At 40.3% G+C, this 20,181-nt stretch carries 18 protein-coding genes; 2 read left to right on the top strand and 16 right to left on the bottom strand.

What is annotated here, in order from left to right; translation table 11 throughout:
• The first annotated feature begins 4 nt into the window (after window positions 1-4).
• The gene (locus JMN32_RS19895) at window positions 5-1,072 is read left to right on the top strand and encodes a protein-glutamate methylesterase/protein-glutamine glutaminase (RefSeq protein WP_202858123.1); all 1,068 of its coding nucleotides are present in this window, start codon (window positions 5-7) and stop codon (window positions 1,070-1,072) included.
• A 370-nt stretch (window positions 1,073-1,442) separates the two neighbouring features.
• Here the strand turns inward: JMN32_RS19895 and JMN32_RS19890 are convergent, their stop codons facing one another.
• The gene (locus tag JMN32_RS19890; RefSeq protein ID WP_202858122.1) at window positions 1,443-2,411 is read right to left on the bottom strand and encodes a DUF697 domain-containing protein; all 969 of its coding nucleotides are present in this window, start codon (window positions 2,409-2,411) and stop codon (window positions 1,443-1,445) included.
• Between the two features lie 159 nt (window positions 2,412-2,570).
• Between JMN32_RS19890 and JMN32_RS19885 the strand changes: the two genes are divergently transcribed.
• Entirely contained in the window at window positions 2,571-2,780 is a 210-nt protein-coding gene (locus tag JMN32_RS19885) for a hypothetical protein (protein ID WP_202858121.1), read from the top strand.
• A 10-nt stretch (window positions 2,781-2,790) separates the two neighbouring features.
• Here the strand turns inward: JMN32_RS19885 and JMN32_RS19880 are convergent, their stop codons facing one another.
• The 15 genes from JMN32_RS19880 to JMN32_RS19810 all read right to left on the bottom strand — a co-directional run bounded on the left by JMN32_RS19880 (window position 2,791) and on the right by JMN32_RS19810 (window position 20,129).
• Window positions 2,791-5,115, bottom strand: coding sequence for a hypothetical protein (locus JMN32_RS19880; RefSeq protein WP_202858120.1), 2,325 nt, complete (start codon window positions 5,113-5,115; stop codon window positions 2,791-2,793).
• Window positions 5,112-6,116 carry a hypothetical protein gene (locus tag JMN32_RS19875; RefSeq protein WP_202858119.1) on the bottom strand — a complete coding sequence of 335 codons (1,005 nt, stop codon included), beginning with the start codon at window positions 6,114-6,116 and terminating at the stop codon, window positions 5,112-5,114. Before JMN32_RS19875 ends, JMN32_RS19880 begins: the two co-directional genes overlap by 4 nt.
• 214 nt (window positions 6,117-6,330) lie before the next feature.
• Complete coding sequence (locus JMN32_RS19870; protein ID WP_202858118.1) at window positions 6,331-6,921, bottom strand: hypothetical protein; 591 nt, start codon at window positions 6,919-6,921, stop codon at window positions 6,331-6,333.
• Window positions 6,922-6,968: 47 nt separating this feature from the next.
• Window positions 6,969-7,415, bottom strand: coding sequence for a hypothetical protein (locus JMN32_RS19865; protein ID WP_202858117.1), 447 nt, complete (start codon window positions 7,413-7,415; stop codon window positions 6,969-6,971).
• A gap of 1 nt (window position 7,416) precedes the next feature.
• Complete coding sequence (locus JMN32_RS19860) at window positions 7,417-8,220, bottom strand: hypothetical protein (RefSeq protein WP_202858116.1); 804 nt, start codon at window positions 8,218-8,220, stop codon at window positions 7,417-7,419.
• Entirely contained in the window at window positions 8,217-9,839 is a 1,623-nt protein-coding gene (locus tag JMN32_RS19855) for a hypothetical protein (protein ID WP_202858115.1), read from the bottom strand. The genes JMN32_RS19860 and JMN32_RS19855 overlap by 4 nt, the downstream gene beginning before the upstream one ends.
• Window positions 9,836-11,929, bottom strand: a complete 2,094-nt coding sequence (locus JMN32_RS19850; protein WP_202858114.1) for a hypothetical protein — start codon at window positions 11,927-11,929, stop codon at window positions 9,836-9,838. The genes JMN32_RS19855 and JMN32_RS19850 overlap by 4 nt, the downstream gene beginning before the upstream one ends.
• Window positions 11,930-14,092, bottom strand: coding sequence for a hypothetical protein (locus JMN32_RS19845; RefSeq protein WP_202858113.1), 2,163 nt, complete (start codon window positions 14,090-14,092; stop codon window positions 11,930-11,932).
• Complete coding sequence (locus JMN32_RS19840; RefSeq protein ID WP_202858112.1) at window positions 14,092-16,479, bottom strand: hypothetical protein; 2,388 nt, start codon at window positions 16,477-16,479, stop codon at window positions 14,092-14,094. Before JMN32_RS19840 ends, JMN32_RS19845 begins: the two co-directional genes overlap by 1 nt.
• A 150-nt stretch (window positions 16,480-16,629) precedes the next feature.
• Window positions 16,630-17,220, bottom strand: coding sequence for a hypothetical protein (locus tag JMN32_RS19835; RefSeq protein ID WP_202858111.1), 591 nt, complete (start codon window positions 17,218-17,220; stop codon window positions 16,630-16,632).
• Window positions 17,221-17,223: 3 nt separating this feature from the next.
• Window positions 17,224-17,928, bottom strand: a complete 705-nt coding sequence (locus tag JMN32_RS19830) for a hypothetical protein (protein WP_202858110.1) — start codon at window positions 17,926-17,928, stop codon at window positions 17,224-17,226.
• A gap of 12 nt (window positions 17,929-17,940) precedes the next feature.
• The gene (locus JMN32_RS19825) at window positions 17,941-18,435 is read right to left on the bottom strand and encodes a peptidoglycan recognition protein family protein (RefSeq protein ID WP_202858109.1); all 495 of its coding nucleotides are present in this window, start codon (window positions 18,433-18,435) and stop codon (window positions 17,941-17,943) included.
• A gap of 114 nt (window positions 18,436-18,549) precedes the next feature.
• Window positions 18,550-18,828, bottom strand: a complete 279-nt coding sequence (locus tag JMN32_RS19820; protein WP_202858108.1) for a hypothetical protein — start codon at window positions 18,826-18,828, stop codon at window positions 18,550-18,552.
• On the bottom strand, window positions 18,800-19,048 hold the full coding sequence (locus tag JMN32_RS19815) for a hypothetical protein (RefSeq protein ID WP_202858107.1): 249 nt from the start codon (window positions 19,046-19,048) through the stop codon (window positions 18,800-18,802). The genes JMN32_RS19820 and JMN32_RS19815 overlap by 29 nt, the downstream gene beginning before the upstream one ends.
• Before the next feature lies 1 nt (window position 19,049).
• Window positions 19,050-20,129, bottom strand: a complete 1,080-nt coding sequence (locus JMN32_RS19810; RefSeq protein ID WP_202858106.1) for a hypothetical protein — start codon at window positions 20,127-20,129, stop codon at window positions 19,050-19,052.
• Between the last annotated feature and the right edge of the window lie 52 nt (window positions 20,130-20,181).

Raw genomic sequence — 20,181 nt, 5'->3', positions numbered from 1 at the left:
AAATTTGAAAAAGCCCATAAGTGTTCTCATAGTAGATGATTCAGCCTTGATCAGAAAGCTCCTGACAGATATTTTAAATTCTGACCCGGATATAGAAGTGTTGGCTGCTGTAGGCGACCCGTATTTTGCCGCTAAAAAAATCAAGGAACAGTTGCCCGATGTCATCACACTGGATATAGAGATGCCCCGAATGGACGGCCTGACTTTTCTCAAAACTATCATGTCGCAGAAACCAATGCCGGTAATTATTTTATCGAGCTTAACGGAAAGGGGTAGCCAAACAGCCTTGAAAGCACTGGAGTTTGGGGCTCTGGATGTAATCAAAAAACCTACCATGACAGCCCTTCGCAACCATGATGATCACCTTCGAAATCATTTGCTGGATCTGGTAAAGGCGGCGGCCGTAGTAAAAAATACCAAGCTGAAAAAGCTCCACACAAGTAACAAAGTAACTGTACAGCAAGTCAATGTTCCGGCTACCTCCAAAAGTATGATAAAGACCACTGAAAAGGTAGTGGTAATTGGTGCCTCAACAGGTGGAACCGAGGCTATCAAGGAAATATTAATGGCCCTTCCACATGACTCTCCTTCCATAGTAATTGTACAGCACATGCCTGAGACATACACAAAGGCGTTTGCGGACCGACTCAATCAACTTTGTAATATCACGGTTAAAGAAGCCACCAACGGGGACTCACTCATCAGGGGTCAGGCTTTGATAGCCCCTGGCAACTACCATACTGTAATCAGACGAAGTGGAGCAAGGTACTATGTTGAGGTGAAGGAAGGGGAACGGGTCAACAGACATCGCCCCAGTGTAGATGTGCTGTTCGACTCTGCAGTACAATACCTCGGCAAAAACTGCGTAGGCGTACTGCTTACCGGTATGGGCAAAGACGGCGCCAAAGGCCTGCTGAAACTCAAAGAAGTGGGAGCCTTCACCGTAGCCCAAAACCAGGAAACATCAGTGGTATTTGGCATGCCCAAAGAGGCAATAAAACTGGAAGCAGCCCTTACCATAGAACCCTTACAAAACATACCCTCCGTAATCTGCCAGCAAACTATGCAGTAAGCTTGTTTTTTGTATTGCCTTGGCTGCATGCGCTCGGTCAGGGAAAGGGAGTTATAATTACTATTGCTCTCGTTTATTATATCAAAGAATACTCTTACTATTTTACAACGCTCCAAAATAAAATAACACCGACAACACCCAAACCCATCATTCCTGAACTTTCGAGTGCGAGCATATTTTTATGTAGAGATGAATGAAAATATCAGGAATCTCTTAGCTATGGAGTACCTGCCTGCTCCAAACTACATAGCCGAGTCTTTCTGAAATGACTCCGTCAATAGTACTACTGCCCAAAATGTCCCCTTTAGGAGATTATAGGGCACTTTCAGTTGTAAAAGAGTCTCTCGTAAAACTCATAGAGGACTCTGGACTAAGAAGGGTCAACAGTTTCCGTACCTTTATTTTTCCTGAAAATACTGGTGACGCCTTTCATGCCTGATTTGATGGTACTCTTCCCGGCATTTTTTATTGCAGTCATCACACTGGTCACCACTTTGCCAGAGGATTCAATGACCAGATTTTTCAATAGACCAGAGGCAGTAACAAATGAATTTTTTCTAATGGTTTTTCGGTCGGCAATATCCCAGGAACCACAATAGCGCTGAGTTACTATGCCTACCCTTAATGTCAGAAAAGCATTGGTGGAACCTTCTAAAAGACTGTCTGTAACTATATGGGCCGCATGACCAATAATCGGAACAGACCTGCCAGGGCTGCGAAGTACGGCGTTGATGATAGGCTCTATCTGGCGGGTAATATCAATTTCATCGAGCTCAGAGGCAATAAGTGCTGTCGCACCTACATTGCCATACAGCTTAACCATGTCTCTCAGGGCCGGTCTTTGCCAGTAGATATGAGCAACCTTCCAGATCATTCTGCTTTGGGTAATGAATACGGTCAGTGCATCTAGCTTTCCGTTTTGCGAAATAGCGGTGGTAAAAAAGACACTTTTGGCCGTTTGTTTTATAACATCCTGAGCTTCATTGTTCAGCAGCTCCAGAGCCTGCTTCATACCCTCTTCGGTCCTTACATCCAAACCAGCCTTCTTCACCAATTTATTTCGAGCCAGACGACCTTTAAGGATGGTGTGATATTGAGCTTCATCCTCATAGTTATCAGGGAAAGCCACTGACTTGGGCAGTCTGGCAATCAGAACAATGGGAATGAGTAATAAGAGAAAAATCGTGATGCTGATAAACCCCGTAACCAGCCAGGCCAGGGTTTCATTGATGGTGGTGAGGTTGGCATGGAAGGCTATAATCTGATTGACAGCAAATAGTATAAAGCCGAGTATGAACGCCAATGATACTAGTAAGCCAATTTTTCTCAAGGTCTTCATATGTTACTAGACAGGAAAATCGACCAAAAGGTTACAGTTTAATCTGGCAGTTGTAAGTAAGCATCAATGGCTACTTCTGCAGCGCTAAATAAACTAATCTCTTGTTCAAGGGTTATATTTTTTACTAAATGCTATCTAATAACATTAAATAATATACCCATGACCAGCGAAGCACTTATCGAATATATCCATAACGTACTAATCACCATCCATGAAAACATTAGGGAGACCAGTGACCGGAAGGGCTGGGCTAATGAAGGTGAATTAACCCATATTGAAAGCAGGTTGCTGACCTACAATGAAGTACTACAGACTTTTAAGATCATAGCTCGGGAGATGGATTTGCCGGAGAGGGAGTTGGGGTTGTGAATTCCCTCAATCACAACCCATCATAATACCTAAAAAAGCTACACTCATCAATGATCTTCGAATAGAACTTCGTTGATTGGTATTCTGCCTTCAGCTTTTGAAAACTCTTTTTATACGGTAGTTCAACTTCGCTGACTTCCCCTTTGTAGTACCAATACCTGTTCGGCGTTTCGTTATACAATCGATTTAGCTCACACTTAGCCATCATATATAAGCATCTGGCATTAAGTTCTGTATCTGTGGAGTTTTCAATTACTTTCTGGTAATGCTCATAAGCCTTTTCTGCAAGATGGTAATCCGATCTCTTCTTGCCATCCAGGTAGTAAAGGTTGTATCCCCTATTATCGGCGATATACTCTTCTGATGTCATTTCACCCTTACTATAAGGAAAATAGTCATAGTTGCAGCAATTACCATCTCCGACTAAGGTGCCTCTGAAATAACCCGTGTTTGATACATTGAAGTAATAGTTGGCCAGCAGGTAATGAGATAGCTTTCGCTTCCACTGTTTAGTGTCTTGCGTCATGGAGTCAAGCTTTAATAGATTGGCTGCTAAATCGGCCTTGCTGAATGTGGGCTTGATGAATGAATATACTGAGGCCAGAAATACAGAATCTTCCATTACTTCAATTTCCTCGCAGTCAAAGCATTCCATAATGTTGTTGCTGAATACTCTTGCCGAAACAAAATTTGACATATCAATACCTGACTGAGCACTCATGGGATTGTCTTTCAATTGAGCTAACGCCTTGGCAGGATCTGCCTGAAGCAGGTAGTAGACTCCCTTTACAAACTTAACATACTCAGCTAGCCCATGTTTTCCGGTAGTATTACGAGTCCTGTCTATCAACTGCTTTTCAAAACTATTGTAGGTGCCCTGAGCTGCCAGTTTTTCAAAGTCTTCTATCAGAGCCAGAGAATTGATATAGCGTAATCTATCAAGATCATTATGGGTAAGAAAAGCTTTAGCCAGTTGTCCTTTTCTATAGTACAAATGACCGGCTTGATCCTGAACCAGGTGTTTCCAGTTTTCACTGGACAGGTAATAATAAGCATCGCCTTTCAGATCACCTATTACATTGGCAAGATAGGCCTCTTCCTTGGCTCCTATTGACTTCCATGAAAACACTTCATAGATATGCTTCAGTGTATTGACCTGGTCTGCATAAATACTTGACTTGACCGCACTCAACTTATCCTTTGCCGCAATGATATCCTTTTGCAGGAATGAGAGATAGGAATCAGCCAGCTTCCAGAAGTCTTTATTTTCTGTTTTTTTGTCATTGTAAATGGTGTAGGCCAACTGTTGAAGTTCGCGTAATTGCTTCTGATCACTGTCTTTAAGTGCAGGCAATACATATTCTGACAGACCGACATTCGTAGGCCAGGCTTCACGCTCTATAGCGTTGAGTGCTCTTGTAAAAAGTAATTCCAGTTTTCTATCGTTGGGTGAAGTGGTATATAACTCTCTCAAACCACTAAGCACATCAGTGAAGTCTCTCAGACTTTTTATGGTAATATAAGTGGCCTTATCCTCGCTACCCTTAAAATAGGTTTTACCCTCAGCCCCTTCATCAACGCAAAACTTATAGCTCAGGTAGGCAGAAGGTTTTCGGTCAGTACTGTTTTCAAATACAGTGAGGAACATATAGGCGGCTTTCTCATAATCGTGTAAAGAATAATGACAGCCTGCAACCTGATCAAGCAGATAATAGTCTATTTCACTGGCCGCGTCCTTTGTTACATGGGCATTATAAAAATCGATGGCTTCCTGAAATTGCTCGGTGTAGTGCAATATCCTGACCACCTGGTAGGCATACCTTGTCTTCAGCTGTTCATTTTGCTCTTCCTGATATTTTAGCATTCCCTCTTTTAACAAGGCTGCAATATCTGCAGGCGTAGCTTTTTTAATTTCTTCATACTGCCATGAATAGTATGATCTGTGGGCAAAAGCCTGACTACATTTTCTCGCAAAGGCCATGTATACCTTTGCCTTGTTTTCCTGAGTTCCTCGTTTCCCTGACCAAACCTGGAGAAACTCTTCATCCGTTTTTGCAAAAAGCGCCTTTTTAATGTCTCCAGTTGACCAGTTGGAAAGCAGCTGCTGCCATTGAGCAACATTGCCTGAGTGAATGTCAATTTCCAATTCGCCATCCATACCTTCATAAAACGTATGACTTTCATCGCGAAGAAAAGGATAATAAGCCTTATTAGAAATGTTGGATTGATGGAATAGATTGTAGAAGAAATAGAGGTCATTATCCGGCCCCCAGCCACAACCTATAGCGGACTTAGAAACGAAGAAGAGTAGTATTACGATCAGGAAGTGCTTCATATTTTTTCGAGGAGTTTAGCCAAATCCACTTGGATTAAAACATCATCATCAAGATGATACAAAATAACATTATTTAGTTTCAGTTTGCTATCCCTGACGATGGAATATGCATCCAAAATTTCTTCTACCCCACTTTCTTCCAGTTTCAGGCGATAGCCTTTCGAAAGATAAAAACCATGGTAAAGTGTATCACGGGTAACTTCAAATAAGTGATTGTCCAATTGCCTGAAATGCAGTGAATCTTCCTTCAAGGCTTCCGGCATGGATCTGTTGACCAACCTGACCTGTCCTCTGTTGTTTTTTATTACCGTTTGTGAAAACAAAGGAAGAGCAACATCGAGTGTTAACGGGTACGTGGTATGGCTTTCGATATAATCATCTACTATATCAGCCTGGATGATCGAGTTTTGCTGCTCATTTTTTAAGTCACCCATGTTATAAAGCATGAGCACACCATGTGATATCGGTGGCACGCCTGTTTGGGTTTTATATTTGATCTGATGAAGCCGGATGGTGGGCACTACTTCCAGGTGTTGATTCAACGACCTGATCAATTGGAAATATTTATCTCGGGTAGTTTCAGACCAGTCACAATCTAACTGGATGGTTTTGTGTTCCGAGCCAAAGTGGTGCAGACCTATTTCGTTAACCAGGCTTAAGATTTGATCGCTTAGCTGTTCAATATGGATACCCTCTTGTTGTAAGGAACGGTTAGTCACAAATACAACAGGCACAATATTGTATGCCTTAAATGCACTATCCACATCGTTTAACACATATACAGGATAGACACCCTTCTCCGTTTTGTCTACATCAAAATAATGCATGTAAATGGTGTTGTCAATACGAGGGTGCCGGAGCGCTGAAGCCATACCAGAGTTATGTTCAGCATTGTATTTCCAATGGTAGAATGAAACCTTAGACTCCGTGCTATCTGTGCAGGCGGATAGGATGATAAGTATAGTAATGTATAAATAGCAGGCTTTCAGAAGGCTTCTCATCTAATTAGTAACACCTAATTTGTAAGCCGTGAAATTATGCTTTTTTAGATAATTTAATAGGATAAGTTCTTTTTCACTTCTATTCTAATTATATTCGGCAAAACGAAACGTACATTTTTTAAAAACCAAAAGTACATTTTTGGTAGCTGGCTTCAAAACAAAAAAGAGGCTCCTCTGAAGCCTCTTTTAACACCCGTTTAACAACGCTTAAAGACTACCTAAAATAGGGAGCTAACACTGACGCTGGCAAGTCACTCAATAGGTAAGGAAGAGACGCAACGGTCCATGAGGCCGTTCCCTCAATTCTCCTTGATCCACCAAGCTCCTCATCACTAGCCAAGTTAACATCAAAGTCCATAGGTATAACACCAAGCTCCTTATCCAAAGCTGCATATGGTCTGAAATCCTCAAAGATAAAAACCATACTCCACTCGTTTGAAAAGTTAACCTTGTTCCAGAAGGCTAGGTTTGAGTCAACACTGTAGTGTTTAAATGGTATAGCATAACTGAATGAGCTTGTTTTCTCTTTCTTAAAGGCCATACCAGCCTTCTTGTTAGCAGTAGCCTTAGGCCAGTTACCAGAGAAGCCAGTAAGGATCTTTACATCACCAGCTGTAACAGCGGCATCAATGGTAACGCTATCAACCAAAGTTGTAGCATCGAACCCCTTCTTTATAAGCATACCACCAACGATTAGCGAGCCTTCTGCGATACATTCCCCTTCAGGTGTAAAGTCACCTAAAACACCGGCACCGCCACAGTCGTCATAGGCGGTAATTGCAAAATTCATGTGAAAATTTTTCATAGTAGATTAAAATTTAATAAAGGATACAATGATTTATATTTAAATATTTAAAGTCGTTCTCTCGCATTCATAATTTCCATACTCATGCGCATTGCACTATATACCACATCTTCAAGATTGGCAGTTCCATCTAATCCTAATGTAGATATTGGTATATTTTGCCAAAAATAAAGATCTTTTATGGCCCCCTCTATTTCAGGACTAACAGGCTCGCCAGTTTCTGCATTTACGATTGTGCCATGTGTGCCCACAGAAATTATGATATTTTTGAATGTTTCTCTTTGCCGCTTTCTCTGATCCTCTGTAATAGGGAGGGTGTTTATAGCTGTAAGAGTTTTTTCCCCGTAATTACCTTCTACATTCTCATAAAAGACAATTTCAACATCATGAATCATCTCAAGATTTTTTAATATTCTGAGCTGCCTATGCTCTAATTTTCGCTTTTTACCAGTTACTGGATCATCTCTGATTTCTATTTCTATAAAGTCAGTCATGTTATGATGTGATTAATGATGAATATTCTGAATCTAATTTTAATGTATTTACTGCAAGCGTTCTGAAAGCATCACATTCAGCAATACTCTTACCTGAAAGGTCATAGATGGCCTGCATCTTTGCTTTAAACTCTACATTCCCAATAGAGTTAAAACATGCTATACTAGACGCTTGACCTGAACCAAATGTAGGATTAAAGGTGATTGACTTAGCTGTAGATTTTACGTAATACTTTAGATTATTCGTCCCTGTACCACTGCCGTAATACATAAGTTGAATAAGAACAAACTCCTCCAAAGGAATGATGTTATCATCAGCAGAGTTATTAAAGCCTCCTATATTTGTACCTGCATCATTTTGCCACAAACATCTTAGTCTTCTTGTGGATGGAGTAATTCCAAAATTAATTCCTGGTTTTCCTATAGCACTTGATAATGGAAAACTCAAAACAGTACCTATTGTATCATTGAGACTAATCACTGTCATAATTAAAAATGCGCTACCATTATGGAGCTTATTAATTGCAGCAGATGGTGCAGCGGTAAAACTTGTAATATTCCCTATGTTACCTATAGCATCGGCATAAACTATTGGTCTCCTAACGTTATTAGATACACTTGGACTATTTAATTGATATTGATTAGAACTACCATCAGCTAATGATATAGCTCGTTGAGTACCTGAAAAGTCTGCCTGATTTAACCCATTTCTATAGTCGTACCAAGTAATTAATTTTCCTATAGTACTCATATCAGGAGTAGCACTGTAATTATATCCCTGTACTTTTGATGCTGAAATTATCATATAGCAGGATATATTACGTAAGAAAAATCTACCCAACAATCATACACTTGACCAGTTGATTCATTCTGGAAACGAAATTCTATTTCATCAGTGGTATCATTGTAATTTACATTTGGTCCACCATCAGCAGCACCTAGTCTTAATACTGAAATTACATCATTAGCACCTGATGTTGTTCCCGCAACATTCCTTGCTATTATCTTGATTGGATTACCGCTTTGTACATTACCATCGGCGCCTCTACCCCCAAATTGCTGCACAAATACTTCCACCACATTACCTGAGGGAACTGGGATTGATCCTATTATATTTTGAGCACTATTAGAAGATGTGGTTATAGAAAAAGCTTGAGCCTTTATGGTTCTAAATCCTAGGCCCTGATTATGTACAAATTTTTGTATAACCACTGCGGCTCTACCTTCTCCAGATGTATCCGTTTTAAACGTAATGTAATCAAACGAAGCATCATCTTTCAATCGGTATGCTATTGGCTGGCTACTAGGAAACTGGATTCCTGCATTACCCGAAGTAATTCCCGCCTGTACTTGTAAAAATGAGCTTACGCTACCCCCAAACTCAACGCTCCCGTCATTCCAAACCTTTAGTAAATTGTTCCCAAGATCATCAACAATCCATAAGCTATAATCAGAAGACAGGTCAGATTTACCAGCTAGTAACAGGGCCTGCTCTGTTTGATCTAGTTCGAATACTGAAACTAAACCTCCTGACTTAAGTACCTTAAAATTTTTAAGGACGTCAAGTTCTATTTCCCCATCTAAAGAGTTGTTGTAAGCATCCTGCAATGTTCCCCCAGGATTTCTCCATGTTGTATTACCAACAGCGGCATCAATAAGCGCTATTAATTCCCCTTCTGTATCTATGGTTTTGATAAAGTCAACAAGTTCCTGTAACGTATCATAGTTAACATCGTTGGAGGCTACGGCTGTTAGTATTGCGTTAACTGATGTCTTCACCTCATTAACAGCAGCAACTAAGTTCGTCTTATCAGTTGTCTGTAGATTATTTAACAAACCTAACATACCCAATAAATAGGCCTTAATGCTCTGTTGTGTAGCTCCCTTCGTTGCGGAATCACTGACAAAATCATCCTCATCGAGAAGCTCAAAACCAATAATCTCCCAATCCCCAGCCAGGTACTCAGCTTCCAGATCAGCAGTCTCATAAGGCCTTGTAGCAGATACCAACCTCAGCAGACACTTAGGATAGCCTGCCTTAGGCACACCAGTAACATACACCTCCTCTTGTTTAAATACTCCAGGCTTATGAGGTATTAACCCGCTTTCATTAGCGGATACCTCAGTCCAGTTGACACCTTCCACCGGTTGATTGCCTTGATTGTCATCTGTTTCTGACCTCCATAGCTTGTTGTTGAACTCAGCATATGATGGATTGCCGCTAACCGCTGCTGTGGCAGGAGTATCATAAGTAACCTCTGGGTCATATGCAAGTGATGCAGACTGCCCTGAACCTGTTATGTTACTCTTCCTGATCTTATAATCCTTTCCCTCACTGCTCTTCCTTATTACAATGAAGTCATCAGGGCTAGCCTCAAGCAGCTCTTTTAATCGGTCAAAATTTGTCGTTGTAAATGTCGTCATGCCGGGTTTACTTCAAATAGGTCATTATTAAGTTCTAGGATATTAAGAGGGGTATCAACATCCCCCTGGTCATCTGAGTTGTCAGCAACAAAATCGTATTGTCTAAGCTTTGCATTAACATGGCAAAAAGGATCGTTCTTGAAGTACTCAACTTCTATATCTTCTGTAGTTTGGTATCTGACATCATTTATATTGATATGATCATGGCCAAAGGCAAGCCCTATCTGCTCATATAAATAGGGCGGTATGTCAGGAACAAATAACGATGGATTACGCGTCTTATCTTCAGCCAGCTTAATAGCCCTGTTTCGGCTATCTTCTGTTACAGTCCTTTCCCCTCCAAGGGTCGGCCATTTAAATTCAGCAACAACCCGAATCAAATTCGTTAGGCCGGTTGAGTAGTACAGCTTATAAGCATTCTCATTATTCCTGTAGTCGATTAGCACACAATCAGGATGAGTGTCTTTAATATCTATTGGCTCACTTGGCGCTCTGTAATCAAGGAACTGATCATCAGTACCCTCAAGAACTATATAGTACTTACCAGAATCGTATACAGCCCAGTTAATAATGCTCTCATACACTTCATAAGGTTCTACATCATATATTGCCGATACGGTACCGGATAAAGGCACGGCGGTTGTTGCCGTTATTATGATTACTTCAAAACCATCGGCCAGCAATGTCCCTGGTTGAATAGCCATAATCTCATAGTCGCCATTCAACCCAGCGAAATCCGTAAGAGTAATGAGTTGCCCAGGCTCTGCATATTCCTGCAGACCATCCGCAAAGTATATTTGTGTCTGTGTTGGAGTCTCAGAAGGAGCCGCATAAGCCTCTGAAGAATCAGTGTACTGGGTGAATGAAGTCTTTTTAACAGGTGTTAAAGTGTCTGTTAAAACCCCGTCAATATCATAGATATATAAGGTGTTATTTTCGTAGTTAGAGCGGAACTGTACCTGAGTAACATCTGCATGCTCTATTAAGGTGTAGTACTCACAAGGATCTACACCAGGTATGCGCGTGTCCTTGAATAGACGATTGTCAAAGTTTGGCCTGTCAGTATTATCAAGTACAAAGCGATGGGTTTGAGCTATAGGAATATCAATGTAAGCCAACCTAAACCGCTTCACCTCAACAAGAGCCGTAGCGATACACCCAACCTCATCCCTTACTCTGATCAGATATTCTCCAGGTGAAAGATCTGTAAAGGTGTCTTCACTTTGATAAGAGACACCATCATTAATGCTATATTCTATTCCTGCATTGCTGCCTGATGCTATAATTCTAATACTGCCATTATCACCAAATTTAGTTTGTTCATGCGTCACCACAATAGCATCAATTGTTAGGTCGCAATCAACAGCAAACACGGTTACTGTCCTGGTATCAATGCAGCTGGTTTGATCTTTATACCTTACCTGTACATCATAGCTGCCAGCGGCAAGGTTAGTGAAAACAGGATCATCCTGCCACGCTCCAGCATCAAGCCTATATTCAACAGGCTTGACTACGTTATTGACTGTGTCTATTGTAATACTACCGTTTGAGGCTCCGGTATCAGCAGTAACTAGTATATTGCCCAGGGTAAGGTTACATACAACCACATCAGATCCAACCGCAAAATCCTGAAAGTCTACACATGCTTTTTGTCCAGGGAAATAATGCCTTGCATAACCTCTGTAAGTGCCTGCAAGCAGGCCGGTAAACACATTTGAAGCAACCCAATTTAGTCCGTCAATTGAATACTCCTTTGTTCCTCCTATTCCGGATAACGCATTGATTGTAGCCGTTCCGTCTGCTGTTTCTGTAGTGCTGGCATTGACGGTATCTATTGAGAATATTGTGATGCCACATACCTGATCAGCAACCTGTACAACCTGAGCATAAGGGGCTGAGTTCTTTGGCTTCACCTGGTAAGTCACCAGACCTTCCTTGTGTTGATAGATTACTTCAGGTGTCGGGGTATTGCATCCGCTGCTATCATCAAACACGCCTGATTCAATGACGTGGGTAACGTTGTTATAGACAATGTCATAGCGCTTACCGCCTAATGCTAAATTACAATATGATAGATTTATTAGTGCCATTTACAGGTTCGCTCTTAATAAAGTGAAACTTACCTCTCTAGTCCTCTGATCAGGGACAGCCTCAAGTATATAGCCCTTTTTATGGTTTCTATCCGTTGGACTGAATTCTATGTACTTTGTAGGGTGTTGGTTTATTGTCCGCCATTGCATAAGGGAAAGGCGGTGTTTGAATAAGTATATTTCATTCCTCCAGATCGCTTTACCAAGTTGCTCTTTGGTAATTTCCCCTGACTCTATTATCAGATCTTCCCCCGTTTTCTGGCTTAAGACCCTAGTATTACCTTCTCCGAAAGACATTTTTATACCCTCTTCTGACTTGATTAATGAAGCGGCTATAATGGCTCCATTCCTGATCAGATTACGGGATATGCTTAAATTTGCATTGTATACTGTGTTTGGGTCAAGGATATTATCCAGCATTGTGAAATCCTGATTACGTGCAGGTTCAAAGCCCCCAGCGGTACGCCTTAACTCTATGATAAAAGTTTCATTATCATTTTCATTATCCTTTGTTGTAGCGTCTTTATAACGATCTCTGCGAGTAAACTCAAGAGTGTACCCTCCCGCTATAAATGGACTTATCAGGTCAAGTGAATTCTTAACCTGAGTAATTGGTAAGGTCAATTCTCTCCTGGATAGAAACTCATCAAGATTATTGTATTCCTCATTTGCCCATTTTTTATATCCGGCCTTGATTTCATTGTAGAACCTTGTTGCATCTACTTTTTTTCGTATATCATTAACCCAATTGAGTATGATTGACCTTTCTTTGCTATAGAAGTGAGAAACAGGCTCCACCCGTATAACTTGCTTAGTTCCTTCCTTATCTATTCCAACTCCAATGGAATCAATTGCATTGCAGCCTTCAAACATCTCTTTAAAGCTCGTATGCATTGGATTATCCTTTAATGGGAATCCTCGAAGGAGCGCACCGTCTGTTTGCCCTCGTAAGCTACCCTCTCCATCAACAGAATATTGTCTTGGTTCCGAATCTGTTCGACCATAATAATCACTCCTGAAGCTATCTTCTTGATCGGTTATACTTTGACACACTCTACTCCAGGCTTCATGAATCAGTACTACTGGAGAGATTGTTGAAGGGAATGAGGTAGCAGAATCTATCCGCATGTATGAAGTATCTTTAAGGGTAATCTTTTGGCGATAAATCCAATCTCCACCGGATTCCCCCTCGTAATCTACATCGCTAAAGGCATGTAAATAAACCTCCTGCCCAGCCGTGAAATTGAAAGTATGTTGGTAGTTTACTGTATAGGTTTTCTTTCTCTTCCTAAATTCACCTACAGCATTAGGAGGCTCGTTAAGATTCATAACCTCTTCACTAAAAAATGCCTTAGGCGTAGTTTCATTGTGAATCAATGTTAACCCATCCTTTATACCAAAGAACACCTGAAAGTAATGAGTAATGAGGTCAAGCGCCCCATCTATATATTCAACCTCAAAATCAAGCTTGATATCAACATTATAACTACCCGCCTCTTTAAGCTTCATCAGATATAGTGAATTTTCTACAGGGTCAAGCTCTGACGGCCCGAAATTCATAAATGTATCTTCAATCTCATCCTGATTAATAACATCAAACCCAACCTTTATGAATGTTGTAGCGTTTAATCCAGCATTTAGCACATTAATTGCATCCTCATAATATTCCTGATTTGTAGATGCTACATCAAGAACCTTTTTGATACTTTTAGAGTGTAATAATATATTTTGAGTCTCTGAATCATAAGGCGAAAGGGTTACCCCGCCTTGACTGATAAGGCTTTGCAGGTTAACCTTAACATCCATTCGGTTCTTGAATTTTTGCAGAAATCCTGTGTTTTCCACATTACATGTAGCATATAATTCAGATATCTCAAGCGTAGTCATATTAAACCGTCCCGTATAATCTGTCGAGAATATTCTGGTTACAGGATCTTGAAACGTGACTATAAGGTATAACTCAACTTCAATACCATATTTCTCCAAGAAATTGTGAATTATAGCTTTACCCTTCTTAATGAATTGAAGTTTTGGAGTATACTCAAAGAATACTCCGTGCAGTTTACTATCTCGGATAATTTTTTTTCCAAGACCATCCCAACCAACAGGATCTTCAATTCTGATACGCCCAATTTCCTTATGATATATGTAAAAATTATACATTAGCAGCTATACCGTTTAGATGCATAGTTAGTCCACATCTGACCATTCTGAATACTCACATTAAAACCATTCTCATCAACATTTATATGACTCACTGGCTTATTCATAATGGCCTTTTTAATGTCCCTTAATTCCTTCTTAATTTCACCATCCTCATTATTGCCTGTCTTAACCCGCATGATATCCCCCCTTAAATGATTAGGAATGTGCTGATCTACAAGCTCTCTTAATTTTATGTTGTCAAAGCTTGAGTCCTCAATCATTGGCTTCAATAACCATCCAAATTGATTAGAAGCTTTAGCATGAACCACGCTTTCATTTTTACTAAGCGCAGCTAGAATACTATCACTTGTTTCGGTACCAGGCCCATCAATACTATACACACCATCCTTATACTTAGGAATGTGTTGAGACTTTACAGCAGCCACTTGCAAAGCGCCCTGAGCAATTGCAAAAGCCGAAAAAGGTAAACCGAATGTAGTTGGAGATTCAGAGATAGCTTTAGCTACAGCTTGAGCAGTATAAATAGCTATATTAAACAGGGCCAAATCTTGCTCTCTTCTGGCGCTCTTTGCCTTTATCTTCCTTTCTTTAGCATCAAACTCCTCATTAATCTTATCCCTGGCATCCTTGTTTTCCTCTGCCATTTTCAGCTCTACCTGCCGTTGCCGCTCAAGTGTTGATAATCGCTCATCCAGTTTATTTTGTTCTATCTGAGAAAAAGATGAAATGGCTTCATCGAACAAATCGTTTCCCGCTTTCCATAACCTTTCAAGGTATTTCTGATGATCTTCCTCATCTTTTTTTTGCTTCTTAAGTCTTTCCTGATTGGCCTCATACAGTTGCTGCATGTGTTTATCAAAATCCTCAAGAAGGGCATCATTGATAGCCTCCATATCTGGAAGAAAATCCTCTCCAAAATGTTTGGTAATAGCATCTGTAAACCTTTTGGCTTCTTCCGCAGGATCTCTCTTATCCAATAGGTCTGGAGCTAGTTCTTTTTGAATTTTACCTAACTCTAAAAGTCGTTGTATTTCAGCGTCAAGCAACTGAATTCGAAGGTTTGCTTTTGCTAACTGATCCACAGTGATTGCCTCGTCCCTTTGCTTCTTCGCTTCATTGAGTTGTTTTTGAAGTTCTCCAAGTATTGAAGTTTGCTTCTTTATATCTTCAGAACCTTTATTAAACTCCTTCATAAAGGCCTTGAACGAATCTTCAGCAATCTTAAGTATTGCTTTTGTATGCTCTAGTTCGAAATTGTAATCTTCAAGGATTATTTCTACCTGAGCCATACTAAAACCAAACTTATCAGCGGCCTGCTTAAGCTCTTCAGTAGACTGCGCCTGTTTTGATTCTGCATAGAACCCCTCAAGCCTTTCTAGCTCCGCTCTCCAGCGCTGTATTTCTCGAACTGTTTTATTTATAGCCTCGGCCTGATCTTTCTTAGTTAACTTTATGAACTTCTCAAGTTCCTCAGTAACTTCCTTATTTACATAATCATCAAAAGGGTTCTTGTTGGCAACCTCTATGAATTTGGTTATAGCTTCGGTTAACTCTGTAAATTGAACTATGAAGTATTCAATTATCCCCCCTTGGTTTTCACCTAGGGCAGCAAAAAATCTATCCAATGCATCTGAAGCATTGGATAGCTTGCCTCCTAAAGTTTCACTCACTACAGCCATCGATCCGGCTACACCTTCCAACTCTCCGAGAGAGAGTATATAATCCCTGATTGCACGATCCGTAAACTCAACTTCTTTAGTGACCCCTTTAAAAGTGAACCTTACTTGATTACCAGATTTTAAGGCTCTAATTCCAAACTCCTTCAATCGTTCAAACTCGCCTGTTGTTGCATCAAGTAAAGCCTCAACTATCTGATCAAAGTCCTTACCCATCGCGGAGGTAAGATCTCCGAGTTTGGTAAGCTCCTCGTTGGTAGGAACAAAACCTCTGTTCGCCAGCTTGATAAACCCGTCCGTAATCTGACTAACTTGAAAAGGTGTTTTTGCTGCAAATGTTAGAATATTCTTAAATGCAGCAGCTCCGGCAGACTCCGAACCTAGAGTATTATTGAGTATAGCTTTAAAGCGCTGAAATTGTGCGGTAATTTCGACTGTTTTAGTGAGGAATTCTTTTGCTTTATCCACACTCCAAAGAGCTAATGCTCCTTTTGCTGCCTTATTCATTAGGCCGCTCATATTATCAAGACTTTTGTTAATCCCGTTAATATTTTTTTCAGCCCTGCCAGTATCTCTAATTTGCTTTTCTAGCTGAGCCATTTCTTTCTCAGAGAGGTCAGCGGCCTTACCTACTGCACGCAGTTTTTTAATAAGATCGTCCAGGTCTTTATCATCGACTTTTGCCTTTACCGGAAATTCAGCAGCCATTCAGGTTTTATTTAGTTTTAGATTTATAGGCTCGGTAGAGCCAGCTATAGAAGTCTTCTGAAGTTTTTTTCTTTACTCGTTCAGCCTGGATCTCATCACCATTGGTATAGTGATACACCAGCTTTTCAAAGTTGTCTCGATTTCGTTGCCTTATACGCCGTAAAGCGTCTGATTGTAAGCGCGTAGTTTTACCATGCTTAGTTTCAAATATTGGTCTATATTTTTGGGTAATGACTTTCCAGTAATTTTCAAGCTTTGTTCTAACAGCGTCTTCAAAAAAAAACTTTTGTCTGGTAGACTCTTGAACTTGGTTATCTTATCTTGATTATAGTCCAGGTCATAGCAACTGATATCCTCATCTTTATCGAAATACATCAAACTAGCCATGTTATATAAAACCTCTATAGGTGTGCAGTCATTTATTGAAGACTGAGCCATATACACCAAAGATCCTACTCTGCTGACTTCACCCGAATCATTAGCCTCCTTAATGGCACTGAAGTATTTGTTGAGTGTTGTTCTATCCATTCCCATTTGACTCTCATCTCGAAAGTCAAGGTAATGGACAAACCTATTTTGAGGTATGTCGGCAGGTTGTACAAACTCGTAATACTGTTTGCCATCAATGATCAACTTAGGCACTGGGCGGATCATCTTTTTATTTACCCCATCAAGATAGACTCCTTCATAAGTTAGCTTATACAGAAATGAGATGAGCGAAAGAAGTAACTTATTAATCATACTTTAAATGGCTTTTAAAAGTCTGGAAAACACTAGGTAGGAAAACAGGACAATAACCGCCCAAGCTGAGAATCCCTGAAAGCCACGCCACAACTTATTATACCAAGATAAACCTTGATCAGGATCTAAAACCACTGTATCAGGACATTCAGATTCAACCTCAACAGGAATTGATTTCTTTTGAATTATAGTGTCAGGCAAGCACTCAACCTTTGATTTTAATACATTGTTGTACTTATCCTTCCAATACTTTACCTGAGCACGACCTGTTTTAATTGCGAAGGTATCTGCAATGTTATTTTTCATTGGGACTGCCGCCAAAAGACTATCTATGTTCATTTCTACATAAATAGTTTCAGCAGGTACTATCAATGATACCTCCTTTTCAACTGTGTCTTTAACCACTATTGTATGAGTCTCATTTGTCCCATACTTATCCTGGCATTTATCCCACGTAACACATCCACTAAGCCACATCATAAGCATTGTCAATCCAACAATTGTTACTATTGTCTTGATTGTGCCTGATCCAGAAATTCTCGGATCTTTAATGCCCAGAAGACTAAGCCCAAGAATAATTACTGTTATGCATTCCAACACACTAGCAAGAGGCAAAAAGAACAGGATCACGCCTGTTATAATTAGAATTATGCCTAATACACTTGTTATTATTCCCTTCTTGAAATTATCAATACTGAATCTTTTCATTTGAATAGTACTTTAAAGATTGACTTTTCCCTTATAGATATTTTTATCAGACACACCGATTGACCTGAGCCAAAGAGGTACATTGAAACTCGGACATTTTTTAGCCGTTGTAAACTGATTATGCCCACCGATCATAATAGAAGGATGCTCTTCTATCGTTTTTCTCACATAGTTGGCTAATGACAATCTTTGGCGAGATGTTCTTGTATCCATAACCGTTTTGCCAGTCTTGTCTTTACCACCAGAATAGACTACATGTCTGCTGAGCCAGTTGATGCCCGCAACCCCATTTGTAATTTCCCAAGGGTCAACTTCATCATCATTATTATATGGCACCAAGTTTACAAGCTCTCCCTTGAGTTGGATTAGGTCGCTATAGCCAACTTGTTTCCATCCTCTTCCTCGCGGTTTTGGCGATGTATGCCAGTCTTTTATATCAGCTGCACTAACTTCCCTACCTGCGGGTGTATCAGTGCAGTGTATAATCAGGTATTTTAATTTACTCATGATCTTTTGATTTTGGTGGGAGATGCCGAATTGCACCTACTTACTTCCTACATTTTCTATGAAGCTGTTATCTTAGCAGGGAGGGGACCAGTTATGGCTCATCCCTCATGTTCGCTAAGCCTGCTTACTTTTTAGAGCTTTTGCTTTGGCCTCAATGTCTTCTTTGCTGTTCTCCTCAAGTATTTCTTCTTGCTCCTTCAAAAGCTTTTCTATTGACTTGCGTTCATACAGCTTTATCTCAATTTCATGCTCTTTCATATACTCCTCAACTCTGTCTTTCTGATCCACCCTGAACACTGTACCGTTCTCAGCTATAATAAATGCATCTGCCCTGGTATTTTTAAAAAGGTCTTGAGCAATAGTGTCAAGAGCTTCTGTTGATAGTTTTTTCATGTGATGATTTGATTATCTTGTTTTTGATGTACTTACAGAAAGTGGTTACCAGAAAACCCGTAGCGGCTCCAATTGCAGATACCACAATTGACTCAACTATAACACTGAATGATAAGGTGGCTAAAACTTCACCGCTTGTTTCAATTGCCTTGTTGACAAAGGCTAGTATGGCACCAGTAACGGTGCCTACTGTCTTCGTCTGGTCAAAGTGCCAATTCATATTAGGCCTCCTGTACTATGGCTACACAGCCAGCCTCATCCTTGCGCTCTTTTCTTCCTCCACACCTCACCAATGCACTATAGATATCTCCTTGAGCAAGCGCATCCTGTAGCGTTTCAAAGAATTCAATAGAACCTACTGATCGGTGTACAAATCGCTCATCATAACAAAGAATAGCATCATTATCTGTTGCGGAATTCTTAGCATCAGCAGACTTTATTACGGGTAAAACTTCATTATCGAACCTTGGAACCACGTCAGTGCGTACAATATCGAACCCATGAAGTTTTACCAGTTCTCCATCTTTCCACACTGCACCTAATGCCGCCTGCTTATTAAGATCATTTACATCAGGATCTGATTTAAGTTGATTGTAGGCATCCTCAGTCATAATTGCCAAACGGGGGCCAGAGTCTTTTTTTGTAGACTTGTTCATTCGTGTTTTGGCAGCGGCAAGATCATTGGGGGTAAACAGCTTTCTAGTTCCTGTTTGACCGGAAAGATAAACAGCCGTATCAGCGCCTGAACTCCTAAGTATATTGTTCTCTGCTGAAGGATACCATTGTGCTAGCACATCACGTGCGACCTCCTCAGATAATACCCCTCTATGATCTCCAAATACTGAATCCATTTTATCATAGCTTAACTCTGCTTTATCTGCATTTGGTATGCGAGTGGCCTCAGTACTGAACTCATTCAATGCATAAGTTACATCATCGTCATTACGTTGTACTAGTGGCACAGGATAGACATTTCTATTCTTTGCAGCTTTAGGCTTAGCCCCTGCTTGAGGTATATGAACTACTTTTCCGTTGAGCACGTGCTCTGACCTATCCTTTGACCTTGTTAACCAGGGATAATCTCGGAAAAGGTTTTCCGCAATAAAACTCTCCCATATCTCCACCTGTACTGCTCTTAGCACAAGCCCCTGAGGAACCTGAGAAAAAGCGCTAATGACTAACCCCGCAAAAAATACACAGGCAGAAGTGTGTACGGGGTTAAGAGCCATAGATACGGCAATAGCGGAACCTATGAAGGCCGCTACAAAAAGATTGATTATAAGAAGTTTAAAAAATTTCATTGTATCAGTTATTTAATTGAAATGGGTTGATTAAAGACTTTTTAAAATGTTG

This window comes from Fulvivirga marina (genome assembly GCF_016775155.1).
GTDB classification, from domain to species: domain Bacteria; phylum Bacteroidota; class Bacteroidia; order Cytophagales; family Cyclobacteriaceae; genus Fulvivirga; species Fulvivirga marina.
The sequence above is the reverse complement of the archived record's forward strand: the minus strand, read 5'-3'. Positions and strand labels throughout refer to the sequence as shown.

Bases quoted from the DNA above. Each gene is read 5' to 3' on its own strand.
- JMN32_RS19815 (WP_202858107.1), bottom strand. From the start codon at position 19,048: ATGAATTGGCACTTTGACCAGACGAAGACAGTAGGCACCGTTACTGGT.
- JMN32_RS19875 (WP_202858119.1), bottom strand. From the start codon at position 6,116: ATGAGAAGCCTTCTGAAAGCCTGCTATTTATACATTACTATACTTATC.
- JMN32_RS19845 (WP_202858113.1), bottom strand. From the start codon at position 14,092: ATGTATAATTTTTACATATATCATAAGGAAATTGGGCGTATCAGAATT.
- JMN32_RS19865 (WP_202858117.1), bottom strand. From the start codon at position 7,415: ATGACTGACTTTATAGAAATAGAAATCAGAGATGATCCAGTAACTGGT.
- JMN32_RS19840 (WP_202858112.1), bottom strand. From the start codon at position 16,479: ATGGCTGCTGAATTTCCGGTAAAGGCAAAAGTCGATGATAAAGACCTG.
- JMN32_RS19890 (WP_202858122.1), bottom strand. From the start codon at position 2,411: ATGAAGACCTTGAGAAAAATTGGCTTACTAGTATCATTGGCGTTCATA.
- JMN32_RS19825 (WP_202858109.1), bottom strand. From the start codon at position 18,435: ATGAGTAAATTAAAATACCTGATTATACACTGCACTGATACACCCGCA.
- JMN32_RS19880 (WP_202858120.1), bottom strand. From the start codon at position 5,115: ATGAAGCACTTCCTGATCGTAATACTACTCTTCTTCGTTTCTAAGTCC.
- JMN32_RS19850 (WP_202858114.1), bottom strand. From the start codon at position 11,929: ATGGCACTAATAAATCTATCATATTGTAATTTAGCATTAGGCGGTAAG.
- JMN32_RS19810 (WP_202858106.1), bottom strand. From the start codon at position 20,129: ATGAAATTTTTTAAACTTCTTATAATCAATCTTTTTGTAGCGGCCTTC.
- JMN32_RS19885 (WP_202858121.1), top strand. From the start codon at position 2,571: ATGACCAGCGAAGCACTTATCGAATATATCCATAACGTACTAATCACC.
- JMN32_RS19855 (WP_202858115.1), bottom strand. From the start codon at position 9,839: ATGACGACATTTACAACGACAAATTTTGACCGATTAAAAGAGCTGCTT.
- JMN32_RS19860 (WP_202858116.1), bottom strand. From the start codon at position 8,220: ATGATAATTTCAGCATCAAAAGTACAGGGATATAATTACAGTGCTACT.
- JMN32_RS19835 (WP_202858111.1), bottom strand. From the start codon at position 17,220: ATGATTAATAAGTTACTTCTTTCGCTCATCTCATTTCTGTATAAGCTA.
- JMN32_RS19820 (WP_202858108.1), bottom strand. From the start codon at position 18,828: ATGAAAAAACTATCAACAGAAGCTCTTGACACTATTGCTCAAGACCTT.
- JMN32_RS19830 (WP_202858110.1), bottom strand. From the start codon at position 17,928: ATGAAAAGATTCAGTATTGATAATTTCAAGAAGGGAATAATAACAAGT.
- JMN32_RS19870 (WP_202858118.1), bottom strand. From the start codon at position 6,921: ATGAAAAATTTTCACATGAATTTTGCAATTACCGCCTATGACGACTGT.